We start from the raw sequence: 15,529 nt of genomic DNA, 5'->3' as shown, positions 1-15,529 counted from the left end.
GCCTGGCTTGGCCGTGCGGCTAACTATCGGGCACGACAATGTGCCCGTCCTCGCGGCGCCAGCGGCCAGCGTTCCGCACTTGCCCATGCTCCGGCGCGCGCGCCGCCTGCCGCAGCAAGCCTGGCGCCAGGGTGCGCGCCACGCGCAGCAAGGCCGTTTCCACGCGCGCGGCCGGCGCCGCCTGCCTGCCCGTTCCGCCCTGCCGCGCCAGCTCCGCATGCACGGCATCGATCAGGTGCACGACATGGCGCGCCAGTTCGAATTCCTTGTCTTCCGGACTCAGTCCTTCCAGTTCCATGCCGAAGATGCGCGCGGCGCGCTGGCGCCGCGCCTGGGCCGGGGCGCCATGCAAGGGCAGCATCGGTGACAGCGCCTTGCCCAGCAACTGGCGCAGCGGCGCTTCCAGCGGCGTGCCGCGCAGCTGCTGCCCGGCCACCGTGCCGCCGAGCTGGTGCCGCAGGAAGGCGTCGAACTGTGCCGGCGCCCGCACCTCCAGCAGCTGCGCCGCCAGCGCCAGTTCATCCTCGTGCTGCAGGGGCAAAGTGCCCAGGGGCTCAGGTAATTCCATTTCGGGACGGTAGGCTAGCAAACGGCTGGTCATGGCAGGCTCCGGTAAAGGAAGGCACGCGGCCCATGCCCTGCTACCGCAAGGGCCGTGCCAGCAAAAACAGGGCGATGTCGGCAAAACCAGGCCGAGCCGGGCGAACGGCGTTTCGCCGATAGCGTAAAAACCATGGTTTCCGGCGAAGCCAGTTTCGCCTCTGTCATGAGCTTTCCAACAAGCTTGCTTAGCACGAATGTTTACGTCGTTTGACGGCCACAATCGCCGCGCCGCCTGAAAAATATTTTCCGCTTGTAAAAAAATAAAGTTCGCTCAAGGTGCGGCGAAAAGTACATCAAAAGCAGCCAAATGCCGCGCAAATGAAAAGATGAGCAAGACGTAAATAGTCTTTTGAAAACGCGTTTTTTGCCGCGAGGCCATACAATAATGAGGCCAGAATTTGATTGCTTGGAAGAAACTACATGACAAACCCATCTTTGCGCCGCCTGCTGGCCATCGCACTCCTGAGCCTGCTAAGCGCCTGTGGCGGTGGCGGTGGCGACAGCCAGACGGCGTCGATACAGAAACCGGAAGCATCGACGCCGCCGGCCAGCGCCGTCCCGCCGGCCGGCACGGCAACGCCGGGAGACAGCGTGCCGCCGCCCCCACTGACGACGCCGTCCAGCGCGAAGACGGTCAGCTTTACACGCCAGGAAGCGTCGCGCTTTCTGGGCCGCGCCACCTTCGGTCCCAACATGGCCGCCATCGATGCGCTGGCAGCCAGCAATAGCGACGCCTGGTTCAAGGCCCAGTTTTCCAAGCCGCAAACCTTGCACCGCAAATACATCGACAGCATGCTGGCCGCCGAGGCCGCAGGCGGCGAAAAGACCCGCTACCCGCAGTTCTATGAATCGTTCTGGCAGCAAGGCATCCGCGGTGAAGACCAGTTACGCCAACGCATGGCCTTTGCGCTGTCGGAAATTTTCGTCATTTCGATCCAGAATGAAGAACTGGTGGCGCGCCCGCGCGGCGTTGCCAGCTACTACGACATGCTGGGCCAGCACGCGTTTGGCAATTTCCGCGACCTGCTCGAAGGCGTGGCCCTGCACCCGATGATGGGGCTGTACCTGTCGCACCTGCACAACCAGAAGGAAACGGCCACGCGCACGCCCGATGAAAACTTCGCCCGCGAAGTGATGCAGCTGTTTACCATCGGCCTGTACCAGCTGAATGCCGACGGCAGTCTGAAACTCTCCGGTGGCAAGCCCATCGATACTTACAGCCACGACGACGTGGCGGGCCTGGCCAAGGTCATGACGGGCTGGGGCTGGGCCGGCCCCGACCGCAACTGGATGCGTTTCAATGGCGGCGTGATCGACGCCGACCGCGACTGGCAACCCATGCAGAACTACCCGGACTTCCATTCCACGGCGGAAAAACGCTTCCTGGGCCAGGCCATTTCCGGCGCCACCAGCGGCGAAGCGGACCTGAAACTGGCACTCGATACCCTGTTCAACCATCCGAACGCTGGCCCCTTCCTGGCGCGCCAGCTGATTCAGCGCCTCGTCAGCAGCAACCCCAGCCCCGCCTACGTGGGCCGGGTCGCCGCCGCCTTTGCGAATAATGGCAGCGGCGTGCGCGGCGACATGCAGGCCGTCATCCGCGCCGTGCTGCTCGACCCGGATGCGCTGGCCCCGGCCGGCACCACCATGCGCACCGGCAAGTTGCGCGAACCGCTGCTGCGCCTGGCGCACTGGATGCGCGCCTTCGACGCGAAGCCCGCGAATGGCCGCTACCGCATCTATTATGTGGACGATCCGCTCGCCGGCCTGGGCCAGAGTCCCTTGAATGCGCCGTCCGTCTTCAACTTTTTCCGGCCCGGCTACATGCCGCCCAACTCTGCCCTGGCCAGCGCGGGCCTGCTGGCGCCGGAATTGCAAATCACGTCGGAGCCGTCCGTCACCGGCTACCTGAACTACATGCAGGCCACCATTGCCAATGGCGCCGGCGAATACCGCGATATCGCGCCCGACTACACGCGCGAACTGGCGCTGGCGGCCGACCCGGGCGCCCTGCTCGACCGCATCGACCTGCTGCTGATGCATGGCAGCATGCCTGCCAGGCTGCGCACGCAAATCCTGGCCGCCGTGAATGGCGTCGCCCTTCCCGCAGCCACGGCCGGCAATGCCGTGCAGGTGGCCGCCGCCCAGGCCAACCGCGTCAAGCTGGCCATTTTCCTGACCATGGCCTCGCCCGCCTACCTGGTGCAAAAATAAGATGGATCACATGAGCACTCCCCCATTTTCCCGCCGCCGCTTCCTCGCTTCCATGCTGGGCCTGGCCGGCACCACTGCCGCGCCCTTCGCCCTGAACCTGGCCGCCATGGGCAACGCCGCCGCGCAATCGGCGGACGACTACAAGGCCATGGTGTGCCTGTTCATGGCCGGTGGCAACGATGCATTCAATACAGTGCTGGCCACGGATAACGCCTCATGGACGGAATACCTGCGCCTGCGCAATACGGGCGGCAGCGATTCCATCCATTTGCCGGGCGTGGGCGAGACGGGCGGCGTGCTGCCTGTCTCGCCCGCCAGCGCGCAGGCGGGCCGCGCGTTTGCCTTGCATCCCCAGCTGGGAGCGCTGAAAAGTCTGTTCGACAACGGCCGCGCCGCCATCGTGGCCAACGTGGGCACCCTCATCGGCCCGACCACGCTGGCGCAGTACAAGGCCCGCAGCGTAGCCTTGCCACCCAAGCTGTTTTCGCATAACGACCAGCAATCGACGTGGCAGTCGGGCGCGCCGGAAGGCGCCAGCACGGGCTGGGGCGGGCGTATCGGCGACGTCGCGGGGGCCGGCAACGCGAATGCCACCTTCACGGCCATCTCGGCGGCCGGCAACACCGTCTTTCTCAGCGGACGCCAGGTGCGCCAGTTCCAGGTGGGCCAGGCTGGCGCCGTGCCCATCCGCGGCCTGAGCGGCAGCCTGTTTGGCAGCACGGCCGGCGCGGGCGCGCTGCACGCCATCATCAACGAGGCGGGCGGCGACCTGATCGAGCAGGAACACGCGGCCGTCGTGCAACGCGCCATCACCAGCCAGGGCATCCTCGCCGGCGCCATGCTGCCGGCCGGCGCGGGCGGCGTGCCCAATCCCACGCCGTATATCCACCCCGTGACGGGCGTGGCGGGCGTCAATCCCCTGGCCGTGCAATTGCAGACCGTGGCGCGCATCATCGCCGGCCGCGGCGCACTGGGCGTCAAGCGGCAAGTGTTTTATGTGACACTCGGCAGTTTCGACACGCATGACCGGCAGAAAGTCTTGCACGCCGACCTGATGGCCCGCCTGGCCCATGCGCTGGCCTACTTCGACAGCACCCTGGCGGCCCTGCAAGGCGTCGACCTGCGGCGCCAGGTGACGACGTTTACGGCCTCGGACTTCGGCCGCACCTTCAGCAGCAATGGCGACGGCACGGATCACGGCTGGGGCGCGCACCACTTCGTCGTGGGCGGCGCCGTGAAGGGCCGCGACATCTACGGCGCCTTTCCCGTCACGGGCGTGGGCCATGCGCTCGACGTCGGTTCCGGCGCCCTGCTGCCGACCACTTCGGTCGACCAGTACGGCGCCACCCTGGCCAGATGGTTCGGCGTGGCCGACAGCCAGCTGGCCCAGGTGTTCCCGAATATCGGCAACTTCAGCCAGCGCGACCTGGGCTTCATGACGGCTTGATCGCTAACCGTTCACGGCAACGGTGAGCGTGACCACATAGCCATCGGCCGCATTGCCCGTCACGCTGGCCATCTGCAGGCTGGTGCCGTCGCTGAAGACATTGTCGGTGGCATAGCTGATCTGCGCCAGGTTGCGCACGCTGGCCGTGTAGCCGCTGGCCGTGTAGACCTCGTTCAAGGTCGCCATCGGGAAGGTGAACTGCGAGGTCTTGATGCGGTTCGCGGCGCTGGCCGCCTTCGCCAGGCTGGGATACACCTCGAAATGCACGTGCGGCATGCGTCCCGCGTAGCAGCCGGGAAAGATCGTCGTGAAAGCGAGCTTGCCGGATGCATCCGTTTCCTGCACCCCGCGCAAGTAATTCTGCCCCGTCACGCCGCTCGAATACAGCGAATACAAGCCTTCGCGGTCGCAATGCCACACATAAATGGCGTAGCCGGCCAGGGTGGCACAGCTGCCGCTGGCGTTGATCAGCTGCAACTTGATGCTCAAGGGCACACCGGCGGCCACGCCCGTGGCACCATTGAAGCTGGCGCGGATGTCGCTGCGCACCACGCCAGACTGGTTCAGCACGTTGACGATGCTGCCGCCATTCGTGTTCGTGCCATCGGCGGGATACGGCCCGCCCGTTTCCTCGGGAATCACCGTGCAGGCGCCCGTCGCGGGCGTGTTCAGCGTACCGGTGCCCGAGGTGCCCGCGGCGCTGTCCGCCACCGCGGTACTGCCGGCGTCGGAGCCGCCGCCGCAGCTGATCAGGGGCAAAGTGGCTGCGCCGGCCAGCAGCCAGCGCAGGACCTGGCGCCGTTCGGCCGCCTGCCGATGCATCATTTCGAGGTCGGATGCCAGAGCGTGATCATGTAAGTCCATACATACTCCATCAAGTGGGGCAAGCCCGCGAATGCCGGACTCAGGCTGGCGCACAGGAACAGGGCCTGCCTGGCCCGTTCCGGCAGCGCTTTCCTGGCGACAAGGGCGAGTCTGCGTTCCATGGTTCAGGCCGTTGTATTGACCAGGTTGCCGCTGGACGACAGGCTGCCGCCCGCGTGCGCCGCGCCCAGGCTGCCCGAAAGCGCCTGCAAGAAACTGCTCAGTTTGCTACTGCCGCTGGTGCCACTGCCGCTGTCGTCGGCGCCCAGCGCGCTGAGCAGGCTGGCAAAGCCCGATTGCAAATCCGTCACACTGCTGTCGCTGCCGTCGGCACTGCCGCTGCTGGCGGCGCTGTCGCCGGACGTGGCCGCAAGCTGCTGCAGCAGGCTTTGCAAGTCCGATTCGATATTGCCGGGCCCGCCGCTGCGCGCGCCACCGCCGGGCGGCGGCCCGGACGGCGGTTCGGCGCCCTCTTCCGGCGCGGTGGCGCTGCTGCCGCTTTGCGCATGCAGGCTGCCCATCAGCTGGTGCAAAAAGGCGCCCAGGGCCTGGCCCGCGTCGCTGCCGCTGGCCGCGCTGGCGGCCGCGGCATCCGTCGTGCCGTCACTTTCGCTATCGCTGGCGGACACGCCTATCGATGCCAGGGCGCTGGATATGGCATCCAGAAAGGCGCCATCGTCCGGCTTTGTCGGCGGCGTGCCGCCGGCGCTGACGCTATTGGTGCTGCTACTGCCGCTCAGGCGGCTGAACGCGCTCAACTGGCTGGCCGCGCTGGTGGAACTCAAGGCACTGATGCTCATGCTGTCTCTCTGTGTGGTGGATGGGTCATTGCGGGTGGCGCGGACCGGGACCATCTTCGCGCTGCTGCTGCGCCTGCTTGCGCTGCTGCGGCGTCAGTAGGGCCAGCAATTGCTGTTCCAGCCGTGCCTGCTGCAAGCTGATCGTCGCCATGGCTTGCGCCGCCGTGTTCGCCAACGCGCTGGCCCTGGCATCGTCATAAGCGGACGAGGACGCCAGCTCGCGCAGTTGCGCATGGGCCTTGTAGGCGATCTTTTGCTGTTCGCGCAGCAAGGGCGCCTGGGTATAGGTGGCGGCAAAGACCTTGTCCTGCTGTCCTTCGCTCAGTTCGATACCGTGCAGATACGGCGGCCAGCCTTGCCCGCCGGGACCGGGACCGGGGCCGGGGCCGAAGCCGGGACCGCGCGGCAGCCCTTCCATGGCGTGCGGCGGCGGGCCGTCGAGCGCCGGACCGTGCTGGGCCAGGGCCAGCAGCGGCATGCTGCAGGCCGACAGCAGCACCAGGGAGAGGGCAATACTCAGGTATTTCATGGGGTTTTCCTTTCGTGGCGATCAGCCTTGATTGTCGGCGTCCGGCATGTAAAGCAACGTTAGGGCCGCGTAAAAGCGTGTAAAGGAAGGCGCCAGAATGTAAGCGCAAGTATGTAAAAGCGGGTAAAACGCCGCTGAACGGCCCCGTTTGGCTGCTATCATCAGGCGATATCCACCGGAAAAAAGCACAGGCATGAGCAAGGTTTTGTTAATTGATGACGACGTCGAACTGGTCGGCATGTTCCAGGAATACCTGACGCAGGAAGGTTTCGATGCCAAGGCCGTGCACGACGGCGAACGGGGCGCGGCCGAAGCACTGACGGGCCTGTACGCCATCGCCATCCTCGACGTCATGATGCCGCGCATGAATGGACTGGAAACCTTGCGCCGCATTCGTGCCGGCAGCACCCTGCCCATCCTGATGCTGACGGCGCGCGGCGATGACACGGACCGCATCGTGGGCCTGGAACTGGGTGCCGACGACTACGTGACCAAGCCCTGCACGCCGCGCGAACTGACGGCGCGCATCCGCGCCATCCTGCGCCGCTCGCAGGCGGCGCCGCAGGACAGCGCCGGCATGGCGCCGCTGGCGGTGGGCCAGCTGACGATGTGGCCGGAACAGCGCCGCGCCGCCTGGGCCGGCACGCATCTGGAACTGACGAGCACTGAATTCAACTTGCTGGAAGTGCTGGTGCGCCATGCGGGCAAACCCGTGAGCAAGAATCAATTGTCGGAACTGGGGCTGGGTCGGCCGATGGCCCGCTTCGACCGCAATATCGACGTGCACTTGAGCAGCCTGCGCCGCAAGCTGGGCAGCCTGGCAGATGGCCGCTCCTGCCTGCAAACCGTGTACCGCCTCGGCTATCAGCTGATCAAGGAGTAAGCGTGGGCCGGCTGTTCTGGAAGTTTTTCCTGTGCATCATGCTGGCGCAAGTGACGGCCACCATCGGCATCGGCGGCACCTTCTGGCTGAAGAACCGCGCCGCGCAACAGGAGCGGGCGCTCGATATCGACACCAGCCCGCCCGCGCAAATGGCCATCGAGGCGGCCAGCGCCACCCTGGAAGCGGGTGGCAGCGCAGCCTTGCGGCAATTTCTCGGCAAGATGGGGCGCATGCGCGTGTTTGCCGTCGATGCGCAGGGCCGCGAACTGATGGGCAGGCCCGTCCATCCCGCCATGCTGAACAAGGCGCGCGCGCTGCTGGCACAGCAGCAGCCGCACCCCGTGGTACGCGAGGCCAGCAGCGCCGATGGCAAGCGCTACCTGCTGTTCCTGCCATCCTCCGAACGCTTCCGCAATGCCGAGGCAGGCGCCGCGCGCGATACCCTCAACGCCGTGACGATGACGGGTCCGCTCGGCATGCCGCGAGCACCACGCCCGAACGAGGCGGGCGCCGCGCCGCGCGCCGATTACCAGCGTGGCCCGCCGCGCGAGATGGGCGGCATGGGCGGCATGCCGCCGGGACCGCGCATGGACGCGCCGTTGCGCACCTTCATTCCGCTGGCCGCCGCCATCGCCGCCAGCCTGCTGTTCGCCTTCCTGCTGGCCTGGTATTTCGCGCGTCCCATCCGCGACCTGCGGCAGGCGTTCGAGGCCGCGTCGCACGGCAACCTGGCGCCGCGCTTCCAAGCCAGCGGCAAGCGCGGCGATGAACTGACAGACCTGGGCCGCGATTTCGACCGCATGACGGGCCGTTTGCGCAGCCTCATGGATAGCCAGACGCGCTTGCTGCATGACGTATCGCACGAGCTGCGCTCGCCGCTGGCGCGCCTGCAGGCGGCCATCGGCCTGGCGCACCAGCAGCCGGACAAGATGGCCGCCTCGATGCAGCGCATCGAACGCGAAAGCGAACGCATGGATAAGCTCATCGGTGAACTGCTGACACTGTCAAGACTGGAAGCGGGCGCCGTGCATGCGGGAGAAATGCATGCCGGCGCCGGGCAGGCAGGCGCCGTACATGCGCATAGCGAACACATCTGCATCGCCGACCTCGTGCACGACATCGTGGAAGACGCCCGCTACGAGGCGGGCGCGCGCCAGGTCGCCATCGAGGTGGCAGGCGATGGCGCCAGTCTGGACACTGTCGTTACCGGCCAGCCGGAATTGCTGGCCCGCGCCGTGGAAAACGTGGTGCGTAATGCCGTCAAGCACAGCCCGGACGGCGCCAGCGTACACGTGCATATCGCGCTGCACGATGGCGGCCAGCAATTGCGCATCGCCGTACTGGACCGTGGCCCCGGCGTGCCGCAAGCCGACCTGGCCAGCATCTTCGAGCCCTTCTTCCGTGCCAGCAATACCCAGCACAGCACGGACGGCCACGGCCTGGGCCTGGCCATCGCCCGTCATGTGATCAGCGCCCATGGCGGACGCATCGCCGCCAGCCTGCGCACTGGCGGCGGCCTGCGCGTGGAAATGCTGCTGCCCGTGAAAACGCCAGGCTGACCTCGCGGCACGCCTGGCGTTGTTGACAGCCGATGCGCCGTTACGCCTGCGTATCGATGATGCTGCCCAGGGTCGACGAAGTCGATTTTGCCTGACTCGCCGCCGTATCGGCGGCACCGGCTGCCTGCGTCGTTTGCTGCGCCTGCGCTGCCGCAGCTTGTAGCTGGGCAATTTGCGCCTGCAGGGCCTGGATTTGCTGCGCCAGCTGCTGCTGCAGCTTTTGCGACGCCTCCGTCTGCTCGCCCTTCTGCGACTCCGTCAATTGTTTCTGCGCCGCCGTGATCTGCTTTTGCAGCGCCGCGATCTGCGCGCTGCTGCCGGAACCGCTGCCCGAACTGCCGCCTGCCGCGCTCACCGCCCCGCCTGATCCGATTGCCGCTACCATAGTGCCTCCCGTCTGTTTCAATACTCCAGTTAACGGCAGGCACGCGCGGCAGGCAGAGGGTGGCGAGTGTAAAGCCACGTAAAGGCGCGTAAAGACGCGGCACGCGCACACTTGCCCCGTTGCCTGAAAAGCTGGCACACTGGACGCCCCACCTGATGCCGATGAGCAATGACCATGCCCCTGCTGCCCGCCCTGCCCGACCTCGTCCCCCGCCAACGCTGCGGCGTGATCGAGTTTCCCGTCCACCACATGCGCGGCGGCACATCGACGGGGCTGGTCTTGCATGCGGCATCCGTGCCGGCCGACCTGGCGCTGCGCGAGGAATTGCTGCGCCACCTGATGGGCACGCCCCAGTCCGGCCAGTTGCCTGGCAACCGGCAGCTCACGGGCCTGGGACGCGGCGCGCCCACCAGCAACAAGGTGTTTCTCGTGGACGTGGAGCGGCATGAGGGACAGCCGCGCCTGGTCAGCACCCTGGCGCAGCTTGCAGGCGGGCATGCCGATATCGACTGGAGCGTCAATTGCGGCAATATGTCGTCCGCCCTGCAACTGTGGGGGCTGGACAGCGGCGTCATCGAGGCGCTGGCCATCGGCATGCACGCCATCGATATCCGCAACACGAATACGGGCGTGCTCACCACCTCGCGCATGGCGCGCGAACTGGACGGCAGCTTTGCGGCGGCCGGCATCCCCGGCGTGCCTGGCAGCTTTCCCCGCGTCGACCTGTTCCTGCACGACCCGGTGGGCGCCAAGACGGGACAGCTGCTGCCAACGGGCAAGGCGCAGGACACGGTGCTGGGCTACGACGTTTCCTGCGTGGACGTGGCCGTGCCCATGGTCATCGCCTGCGCGCGGCAATTCGGCAAGACGGCGCAGGAATCCATGGCGGAGCTGGAAGCGGATCACGCCTTCATGGAAGCGATCCGGCAATTGTGGAGCGCGGCAGGCCTGCTGATGGGCTTGCGCCATCGCGACGGCGCATTGATGACGCGCGAAGCACTGGCGCGCAGCGAAACCATCCCCAAGTTCTGCATCGTGGGGCCGGCGGCGGCAGAGGGAAATATCGCGGTGCGCTACTTTACGCCGCAAGCGGGCCATGCCTCGCTGGCTGTCTCGGGCGGCTGCTGCCTGGCGGCCGCGTGCCTGATCCCGGGCACGGTGGCGCACGCGCTGGCGCGTGGCGTGCCGCCCGTGGCATTGAACAAGACGGAAATCGGGATCGGCATCGAGAATCCGGCCGGCATCCTCGGCACCAGCATCGTCGCGCATCGGGAAGCGGCGACGGGCAGTATCGTCATCGGCAGCGCGGCCTACCGGCGCAGCGCGCAAATCCTGCTGCGCGGCCACGTGCCGCTGTACCAGGCGTCGCCGGCACTCACAGCCTGGCTGCAAAAACAGCTGTCAGCCCGGCTTTGAGGCGAGGCAAGCAGAGCCAATGCGGGCAAGGCTCGCGCCCTGCCCGCGACCAAGCGATCAGGTCTTCGGCAGGGTCACGCCGACCTGGCCCTGGTATTTGCCGCCACGGTCCTTGTACGAGGTCTCGCACACTTCATCGGACTCGAAGAACAGCACTTGCGCCACGCCTTCGTTGGCGTAGATTTTCGCCGGCAACGGTGTCGTGTTGGAAAACTCCAGGGTCACATAGCCTTCCCATTCCGGTTCGAACGGCGTGACGTTGACGATGATGCCGCAGCGCGCATAGGTGCTCTTGCCCAGGCAAATCGTCAGCACGTTGCGGGGAATGCGGAAATACTCGACCGTGCGGGCCAGCGCGAACGAATTCGGCGGGATGATGCAATAGCCCTTGCCGGACACGTCAACGAAGTTGTTGGCGTCAAAATCCTTCGGGTCGACGATGGTGGTATTGATGTTGGTGAACAGTTTGAACTCGTCGGCGCAACGGATGTCATACCCATAGCTGGAAGTGCCGTAGGATACGATGCGGTTGCCGTCGCGTTCCTTGACCTGGCCCGGTTCGAACGGCTCGATCATGCCCGTTGTTTCCGCCATGCGGCGTATCCATTTATCGCTTTTAATCGTCATCGCTGGGGCATCTTTCTAGAATATCGGAATGGCTGGGGCGGCGCGCCTCAAGCAGGCGCGGCCCGGATGGCAGGATTTTACGCGAAAATCCGCCGTTGTTGGCCCCCGCGCCCTGAAAATCCTTGCCGACGGATTATCGCTTCGCCAGCAGTGCCGTGATCATCTCGCGCACCACTTGCGCCGTCAGCTCTGGGTTTTCCATCGGAAAAAGATGACCACCGGGGACTTGGCGGAAAAAGGGACCGACCAGCTTGCGCGTGGCTTTCAGGCCCGCCTGGCGGCATTCCACCGATTCCGTGCCGCCGATAAAACCGATGGGCACGGGAAAGCCATCCTTGACGAGGCCGCCGATATGGTGCGGCAGGCTGCGATATACATCCGTTTCCACTTCGCGCGTAAAGCGCAGCTGCACCCCTTGCGCATGGGGCACCAGGCCGCTGTCGATGTAGTCGCGCAACACTTGCGGCGCCCAGATGGCAAACATGTCCTTGGCGGCAAAGTGTTCATAGGCGGCCTGGGCATCGGGCCACAGCTTGCGCCGCCTGGCGGAAAAGCGCGCCGGCGAGAAGCGCTCGCCCAGCGCCGTGTTGCGCGCCAGGCGCACCAGCAAGGCGCGCCAGCCCGCCACCACGGGCGAATCGAGCAAGACCACGCCGCGCACCAGGTCGGGCCGCTGCTTGGCCACCATGACGCTGAGCATGCCACCGAGCGAATGGCCGACGAGGATCACGGGCCCGCTGTAGCGGCGCTCCAGGTCATCGATATACTCGCGCACCAGCTCGGGCCAGCCCGTGCTGACGGGATAGGCGGGATCGTGCGCATGCATGTCGAGCGCCTGCACCTCGAAGTACTGGCCCAGCAAGCCGAACAGCTTGCGGTAGGTACCGGCAGGATAACTATTGGCGTGGGCAAAGTGCAGCTGCGGGAGTGTCATCGTGGGGCTGTGCCGGTAAATGCGATAGGCAATTGTAATGGCATGCCGGCAAGACGTATCAGAGGGAGGACTCTAATTGCTGCCGCGCCACAGCCAGGCCTGGCACGAAGGATGCCAGCACGGCACCCAGTTCCGCCATCGATTCCACCACGCAAAACGCCTCGTCAAACGCGTAATCGCGGTTCATGGCATTGCGCAGGATGATGCACTCGAGCCCGGCCGCATTGGCGGCGCGCAAGCCGCGCGGCGAGTCTTCCACGGCCACGCAGTGGGCCGCGTCCAGGCCCAGGCGCTGCAAGCCCAGCAGATAACCATCGGGCGCCGGCTTGCTTTCCCCATACCTTTCGCGCGTCAGCACGAAATCAAAGCACGCGGCCATGCCGCTGGTCGCATGGCTGAGCTGAAAATGCTGCTCGTAGGCACTGGTGACGACGCCCATGCGCACATGCGGTCGCAACGCTTGCAGCACGCCGTGGATGCCGGGCATGGCCAGCTGGCGCGCCTGGCGCAAACGTTGCGCGAACAGACGGCTGCGTTCGACGCGCAGGCGGTTGACCACGGCGATATCGTGGCCCTGCCCCAGCAGCAAGTGCCAGGCGCCATAGTTATTGTCCAGGAACCAGTCAAAAAATTGCTTGGGCGTCAGCTCTATGCCATACGGCAAGAGCAAGTCGCGGTTGCTTTCGTAAAACAGCTGCTCGGTGTTGACCAGCACGCCATCGTTGTCCCACAGCACACCCTGGATGGTTTTCATGGCTCGCTTCGGTTCCGGCTGCTTACTTGAAGAAGATGTCGTAGGACAATTTCACGATCAGCAGCACCAGCAGCACCAGGAACAGGATGCGCACGAAGGCGGCGCCACGGCGCACGGCGATCCAGGTGCCCGTCAAGGCGCCCAGGATATTGCAGATGGCCATGGGGATCGCCACCGCGTACAGGACGTGGCCAACGGGAATGAAGAAGGCCAGCGCGGCAATGTTGGTGGCGATATTCACCAGCTTCGAACAGGCCGAGGCAAGGATGAAATCGAAGCCGAACACGCGGATGAACAGGAAAATCAGGAAGCTGCCCGTACCCGGTCCGAACAGGCCGTCATAAAAACCGATGGCGCCGCCGATGACGACGGCCAGGATGCGTTCGCGCCGGCCGATGGCGCGTCCTGCATGCATGCTGCCGAAATCCTTCTTGATGAAGGTGTAGATGGCCATGACGATGATCAGCACCAGCACCATCGGGCGCACCACCTGCTGCGGCACATAGGACACGGCAGCCGCGCCAAGGAAGGACATGACAAAGGCGCTGACGACAGCCGGCAGCACCACCGTCCACGGTATCGTCACCTTGCCGATGTAGGAGCGGGCGGCAAACATGGTGCCGCAGGCCGAGGCGAACTTGTTCGTTCCCAGCAAGGAAGTCGACGCCATGTTCGGCATCAGGTTAAACAGCGCCGGCAGCTGGATCAGCCCGCCCCCGCCCACGGCTGCATCGATGAGGCCGGCAAAGAAGGCAAATAAACACAGCAGCGAGATGGTCAGCATGATAGGCAGCAAGGAATGGGAACAGGGGCAGTATAGGCGCCGTGGATTTTTCCGGATGCAACTTCATATTGCGGAAAGCGCAATCTGGCGTGGCGCTTGACGGAATGCGGTGCGTACGGTCTACTGGCTTCTTTTGCCGGGAGCTGCGCGATGTCGATGAAACTGATGTGGGAAATCCGCGCCTTCTGCACGGTGGTGGAAAAGCGCAGCTTCATCCACGCCGCGCGCATGCTGGGCAGGTCGCCCTCGGCCGTCACGCGCGCCATCCAGTTCCTGGAAGAAGCCATCGGCGCCGAGCTGATCCTGCGCACGCAAAAGCAGTTCACCCTGACGACGGCAGGCGAAACCTATTACGCCTCGGCGCGGCACCTGCTGGAAACCCAGGCCGAGGCGGAAGATCAGCTGGCGGAGTTGAGCAACTCGCCGCAAGGCTGGGTGCGCATTTCGGCACCGGAAATTCTCTCGCTGGGCTTTTTGCCGAAAGTGGTGGCGCAATTCTCGCGCGACTATCCGAACGTCTCGGTGGACATCCACTTCTCGGACAAGTCGATCGACCCCATCCAGGAAAAGCTGGACTTCGCCATCCGCGGCGCCTTTCCCCAGTCCAGCGAACTGATCGGCTACCCCCTGTGGAATTACCGCCGCTACATGTACGCGTCGCCCGCCTATATAGCCCGCATGGGCGCGCCCGGGGAGCCGGAAGAGCTGGCCGGCCACGACATCATCATGCACTCGGCCCCGCGCATCCTGCGCGACTGGCATTTCGTTTCCACCGAGCGCAACGTGCGCTACCAGGTGCAGCCGCGTTTCCGCTTCACTTCCGGCATCGCCACTTTTCAGGCGGCCCTGGAGGGCGCCGGCATCGTGCGCCTGGCCAGCTGGCTGGCCGAGCCCGCCGTGGCCAACGGCACCCTGCGCCGCGTCTGCACGGCGTATCGGCTGACTTCATCGAAGGAACTGGACCCCAGCATCCATGCCGTATATGGCACCTCGCGCATGGCCAAGGGGGCGCGGCTGTTTCTCGAATATGTGAAGCAACGGGGGCTGGAGATACCGGATGAGCGGGCAGATGCGCCGCGCGGCGGGTAAAACACATAGGCATCGCGGCGCCGCCTGCCGCAGCCGGATGCCAGTTTAACTTCGTGCCGACAGCCTGCGGAACAGCCAGGGAACGGCGAAAACAAGAAAGAGGAAGAAGGCGAAGAAATACAGGCCAAAAGCCTTCATGACAAAGAAGCCGATATCACCGTCATCCATGAACTTATTTATTATTTTTTGCACGACGAAACTGTAAATGGCGTAAATCACTCCCCATTTAACAAGAAACTTAAACGTGGCCAGGCGACGACGCTGATACATTTCAGCAGAATGGCTGGCATTGAGTTGATAGCCAAGGTAGCAGGCAAGCAAAAACAGGCCGATATTAAGGCTATATAAATTGAGTAACATCTTGACTTCATCGACCTCTGGCCCGCTGCCATTGACATGGTAGGACACGCTATAGCCATACACTAGGCTCAGGCAGAAAACCGTGAGGAACAGGAGCCGGAAAGGCTTGGACATGAGACAAAATCCGCCAACCACCACCAGGAAGCCAAACGCAAACAACATACAAACCCTTCAGTTAATCCTACTTCCCCAGATACCATCCACCTGCGTTTTCCCGAGTGCATCGTCATAGACCGCGCGCTTGGCGGCAATATGTCGCTAAATAGCCGCGCGCACCAAAG

General features: G+C 64.8%; 16 protein-coding genes. 6 read left to right on the top strand and 10 right to left on the bottom strand.

All coding sequences use genetic code 11. The annotated features are described in order from the left end of the window. Window positions 1-19: 19 nt before the first annotated feature. Window positions 20-601 (bottom strand): hypothetical protein, encoded by a 582-nt coding sequence (locus ACQ4WR_RS27080; RefSeq protein WP_436491114.1) that lies wholly within the window; start codon window positions 599-601, stop codon window positions 20-22. Between the two features lie 422 nt (window positions 602-1,023). On the opposite strand from ACQ4WR_RS27080, the gene ACQ4WR_RS27075 reads away from it, so the two are divergent. Next, window positions 1,024-2,817 (top strand): DUF1800 domain-containing protein, encoded by a 1,794-nt coding sequence (locus ACQ4WR_RS27075; protein WP_102299250.1) that lies wholly within the window; start codon window positions 1,024-1,026, stop codon window positions 2,815-2,817. 1 nt (window position 2,818) lies between these two features. Beyond that, window positions 2,819-4,264 (top strand): DUF1501 domain-containing protein, encoded by a 1,446-nt coding sequence (locus ACQ4WR_RS27070; RefSeq protein ID WP_436491112.1) that lies wholly within the window; start codon window positions 2,819-2,821, stop codon window positions 4,262-4,264. Between the two features lie 3 nt (window positions 4,265-4,267). Here ACQ4WR_RS27070 and ACQ4WR_RS27065 read toward each other — a convergent pair whose 3' ends face one another. The 3 genes from ACQ4WR_RS27065 to ACQ4WR_RS27055 form a co-directional block, all read right to left on the bottom strand. Then, the gene (locus ACQ4WR_RS27065) at window positions 4,268-5,128 is read right to left on the bottom strand and encodes a dioxygenase family protein (protein ID WP_102299247.1); all 861 of its coding nucleotides are present in this window, start codon (window positions 5,126-5,128) and stop codon (window positions 4,268-4,270) included. A 125-nt stretch (window positions 5,129-5,253) separates the two neighbouring features. Beyond that, window positions 5,254-5,928, bottom strand: a complete 675-nt coding sequence (locus tag ACQ4WR_RS27060) for a hypothetical protein (RefSeq protein WP_436491110.1) — start codon at window positions 5,926-5,928, stop codon at window positions 5,254-5,256. A 25-nt stretch (window positions 5,929-5,953) separates the two neighbouring features. Continuing rightward, window positions 5,954-6,457 carry a hypothetical protein gene (locus ACQ4WR_RS27055; protein WP_436491108.1) on the bottom strand — a complete coding sequence of 168 codons (504 nt, stop codon included), beginning with the start codon at window positions 6,455-6,457 and terminating at the stop codon, window positions 5,954-5,956. Between the two features lie 193 nt (window positions 6,458-6,650). On the opposite strand from ACQ4WR_RS27055, the gene ACQ4WR_RS27050 reads away from it, so the two are divergent. Beyond that, window positions 6,651-7,340 carry a response regulator transcription factor gene (locus tag ACQ4WR_RS27050; protein ID WP_436491106.1) on the top strand — a complete coding sequence of 230 codons (690 nt, stop codon included), beginning with the start codon at window positions 6,651-6,653 and terminating at the stop codon, window positions 7,338-7,340. 2 nt (window positions 7,341-7,342) lie between these two features. Continuing rightward, on the top strand, window positions 7,343-8,899 hold the full coding sequence (locus ACQ4WR_RS27045; RefSeq protein ID WP_436491104.1) for an ATP-binding protein: 1,557 nt from the start codon (window positions 7,343-7,345) through the stop codon (window positions 8,897-8,899). Between the two features lie 40 nt (window positions 8,900-8,939). Here the strand turns inward: ACQ4WR_RS27045 and ACQ4WR_RS27040 are convergent, their stop codons facing one another. Beyond that, complete coding sequence (locus ACQ4WR_RS27040; RefSeq protein ID WP_436491102.1) at window positions 8,940-9,254, bottom strand: FlxA-like family protein; 315 nt, start codon at window positions 9,252-9,254, stop codon at window positions 8,940-8,942. A 204-nt stretch (window positions 9,255-9,458) separates the two neighbouring features. Here ACQ4WR_RS27040 and ACQ4WR_RS27035 point away from each other — a divergent pair, with 204 nt between their 5' ends. After that, the gene (locus tag ACQ4WR_RS27035) at window positions 9,459-10,700 is read left to right on the top strand and encodes a PrpF domain-containing protein (protein WP_436491100.1); all 1,242 of its coding nucleotides are present in this window, start codon (window positions 9,459-9,461) and stop codon (window positions 10,698-10,700) included. Window positions 10,701-10,757: 57 nt separating this feature from the next. On the opposite strand, the gene dcd is transcribed toward ACQ4WR_RS27035, so the two are convergent. The 4 genes from dcd to ACQ4WR_RS27015 all read right to left on the bottom strand — a co-directional run bounded on the left by dcd (window position 10,758) and on the right by ACQ4WR_RS27015 (window position 13,799). Beyond that, a complete protein-coding gene (gene dcd / locus ACQ4WR_RS27030) occupies window positions 10,758-11,327 on the bottom strand; it encodes a dCTP deaminase (RefSeq protein ID WP_034755486.1) in 570 nt (189 codons plus the stop codon). Window positions 11,328-11,460: 133 nt separating this feature from the next. Further along, a complete protein-coding gene (locus tag ACQ4WR_RS27025) occupies window positions 11,461-12,261 on the bottom strand; it encodes an alpha/beta fold hydrolase (RefSeq protein ID WP_436491099.1) in 801 nt (266 codons plus the stop codon). Window positions 12,262-12,319: 58 nt separating this feature from the next. Continuing rightward, window positions 12,320-13,015, bottom strand: coding sequence for an HAD family hydrolase (locus ACQ4WR_RS27020; RefSeq protein ID WP_436491098.1), 696 nt, complete (start codon window positions 13,013-13,015; stop codon window positions 12,320-12,322). A 22-nt stretch (window positions 13,016-13,037) separates the two neighbouring features. Beyond that, the gene (locus tag ACQ4WR_RS27015) at window positions 13,038-13,799 is read right to left on the bottom strand and encodes a sulfite exporter TauE/SafE family protein (protein ID WP_102299253.1); all 762 of its coding nucleotides are present in this window, start codon (window positions 13,797-13,799) and stop codon (window positions 13,038-13,040) included. 150 nt (window positions 13,800-13,949) lie between these two features. On the opposite strand from ACQ4WR_RS27015, the gene ACQ4WR_RS27010 reads away from it, so the two are divergent. Further along, a complete protein-coding gene (locus tag ACQ4WR_RS27010; RefSeq protein WP_436491096.1) occupies window positions 13,950-14,888 on the top strand; it encodes a LysR family transcriptional regulator in 939 nt (312 codons plus the stop codon). Window positions 14,889-14,933: 45 nt separating this feature from the next. Here ACQ4WR_RS27010 and ACQ4WR_RS27005 read toward each other — a convergent pair whose 3' ends face one another. Continuing rightward, window positions 14,934-15,362, bottom strand: a complete 429-nt coding sequence (locus ACQ4WR_RS27005; protein WP_436491094.1) for a hypothetical protein — start codon at window positions 15,360-15,362, stop codon at window positions 14,934-14,936. Window positions 15,363-15,529 lie beyond the last annotated feature (167 nt).

Origin of the sequence: Janthinobacterium amylolyticum, from assembly GCF_051380655.1 — a bacterium.
Lineage (GTDB): Bacteria > Pseudomonadota > Gammaproteobacteria > Burkholderiales > Burkholderiaceae_D > Janthinobacterium.
This window is presented reverse-complemented; position numbering and strand designations above follow the sequence as displayed.

Coding starts and splice junctions, on each gene's coding strand:
- ACQ4WR_RS27060 (WP_436491110.1), bottom strand. CDS start 5,928: ATGAGCATCAGTGCCTTGAGTTCCACCAGCGCGGCCAGCCAGTTGAGC.
- ACQ4WR_RS27025 (WP_436491099.1), bottom strand. CDS start 12,261: ATGACACTCCCGCAGCTGCACTTTGCCCACGCCAATAGTTATCCTGCC.
- ACQ4WR_RS27075 (WP_102299250.1), top strand. CDS start 1,024: ATGACAAACCCATCTTTGCGCCGCCTGCTGGCCATCGCACTCCTGAGC.
- ACQ4WR_RS27010 (WP_436491096.1), top strand. CDS start 13,950: ATGTCGATGAAACTGATGTGGGAAATCCGCGCCTTCTGCACGGTGGTG.
- ACQ4WR_RS27080 (WP_436491114.1), bottom strand. CDS start 601: ATGACCAGCCGTTTGCTAGCCTACCGTCCCGAAATGGAATTACCTGAG.
- ACQ4WR_RS27055 (WP_436491108.1), bottom strand. CDS start 6,457: ATGAAATACCTGAGTATTGCCCTCTCCCTGGTGCTGCTGTCGGCCTGC.
- ACQ4WR_RS27065 (WP_102299247.1), bottom strand. CDS start 5,128: ATGGACTTACATGATCACGCTCTGGCATCCGACCTCGAAATGATGCAT.
- ACQ4WR_RS27020 (WP_436491098.1), bottom strand. CDS start 13,015: ATGAAAACCATCCAGGGTGTGCTGTGGGACAACGATGGCGTGCTGGTC.
- ACQ4WR_RS27035 (WP_436491100.1), top strand. CDS start 9,459: ATGCCCCTGCTGCCCGCCCTGCCCGACCTCGTCCCCCGCCAACGCTGC.
- ACQ4WR_RS27070 (WP_436491112.1), top strand. CDS start 2,819: ATGGATCACATGAGCACTCCCCCATTTTCCCGCCGCCGCTTCCTCGCT.
- ACQ4WR_RS27005 (WP_436491094.1), bottom strand. CDS start 15,362: ATGTCCAAGCCTTTCCGGCTCCTGTTCCTCACGGTTTTCTGCCTGAGC.
- dcd (WP_034755486.1), bottom strand. CDS start 11,327: ATGACGATTAAAAGCGATAAATGGATACGCCGCATGGCGGAAACAACG.
- ACQ4WR_RS27015 (WP_102299253.1), bottom strand. CDS start 13,799: ATGCTGACCATCTCGCTGCTGTGTTTATTTGCCTTCTTTGCCGGCCTC.
- ACQ4WR_RS27050 (WP_436491106.1), top strand. CDS start 6,651: ATGAGCAAGGTTTTGTTAATTGATGACGACGTCGAACTGGTCGGCATG.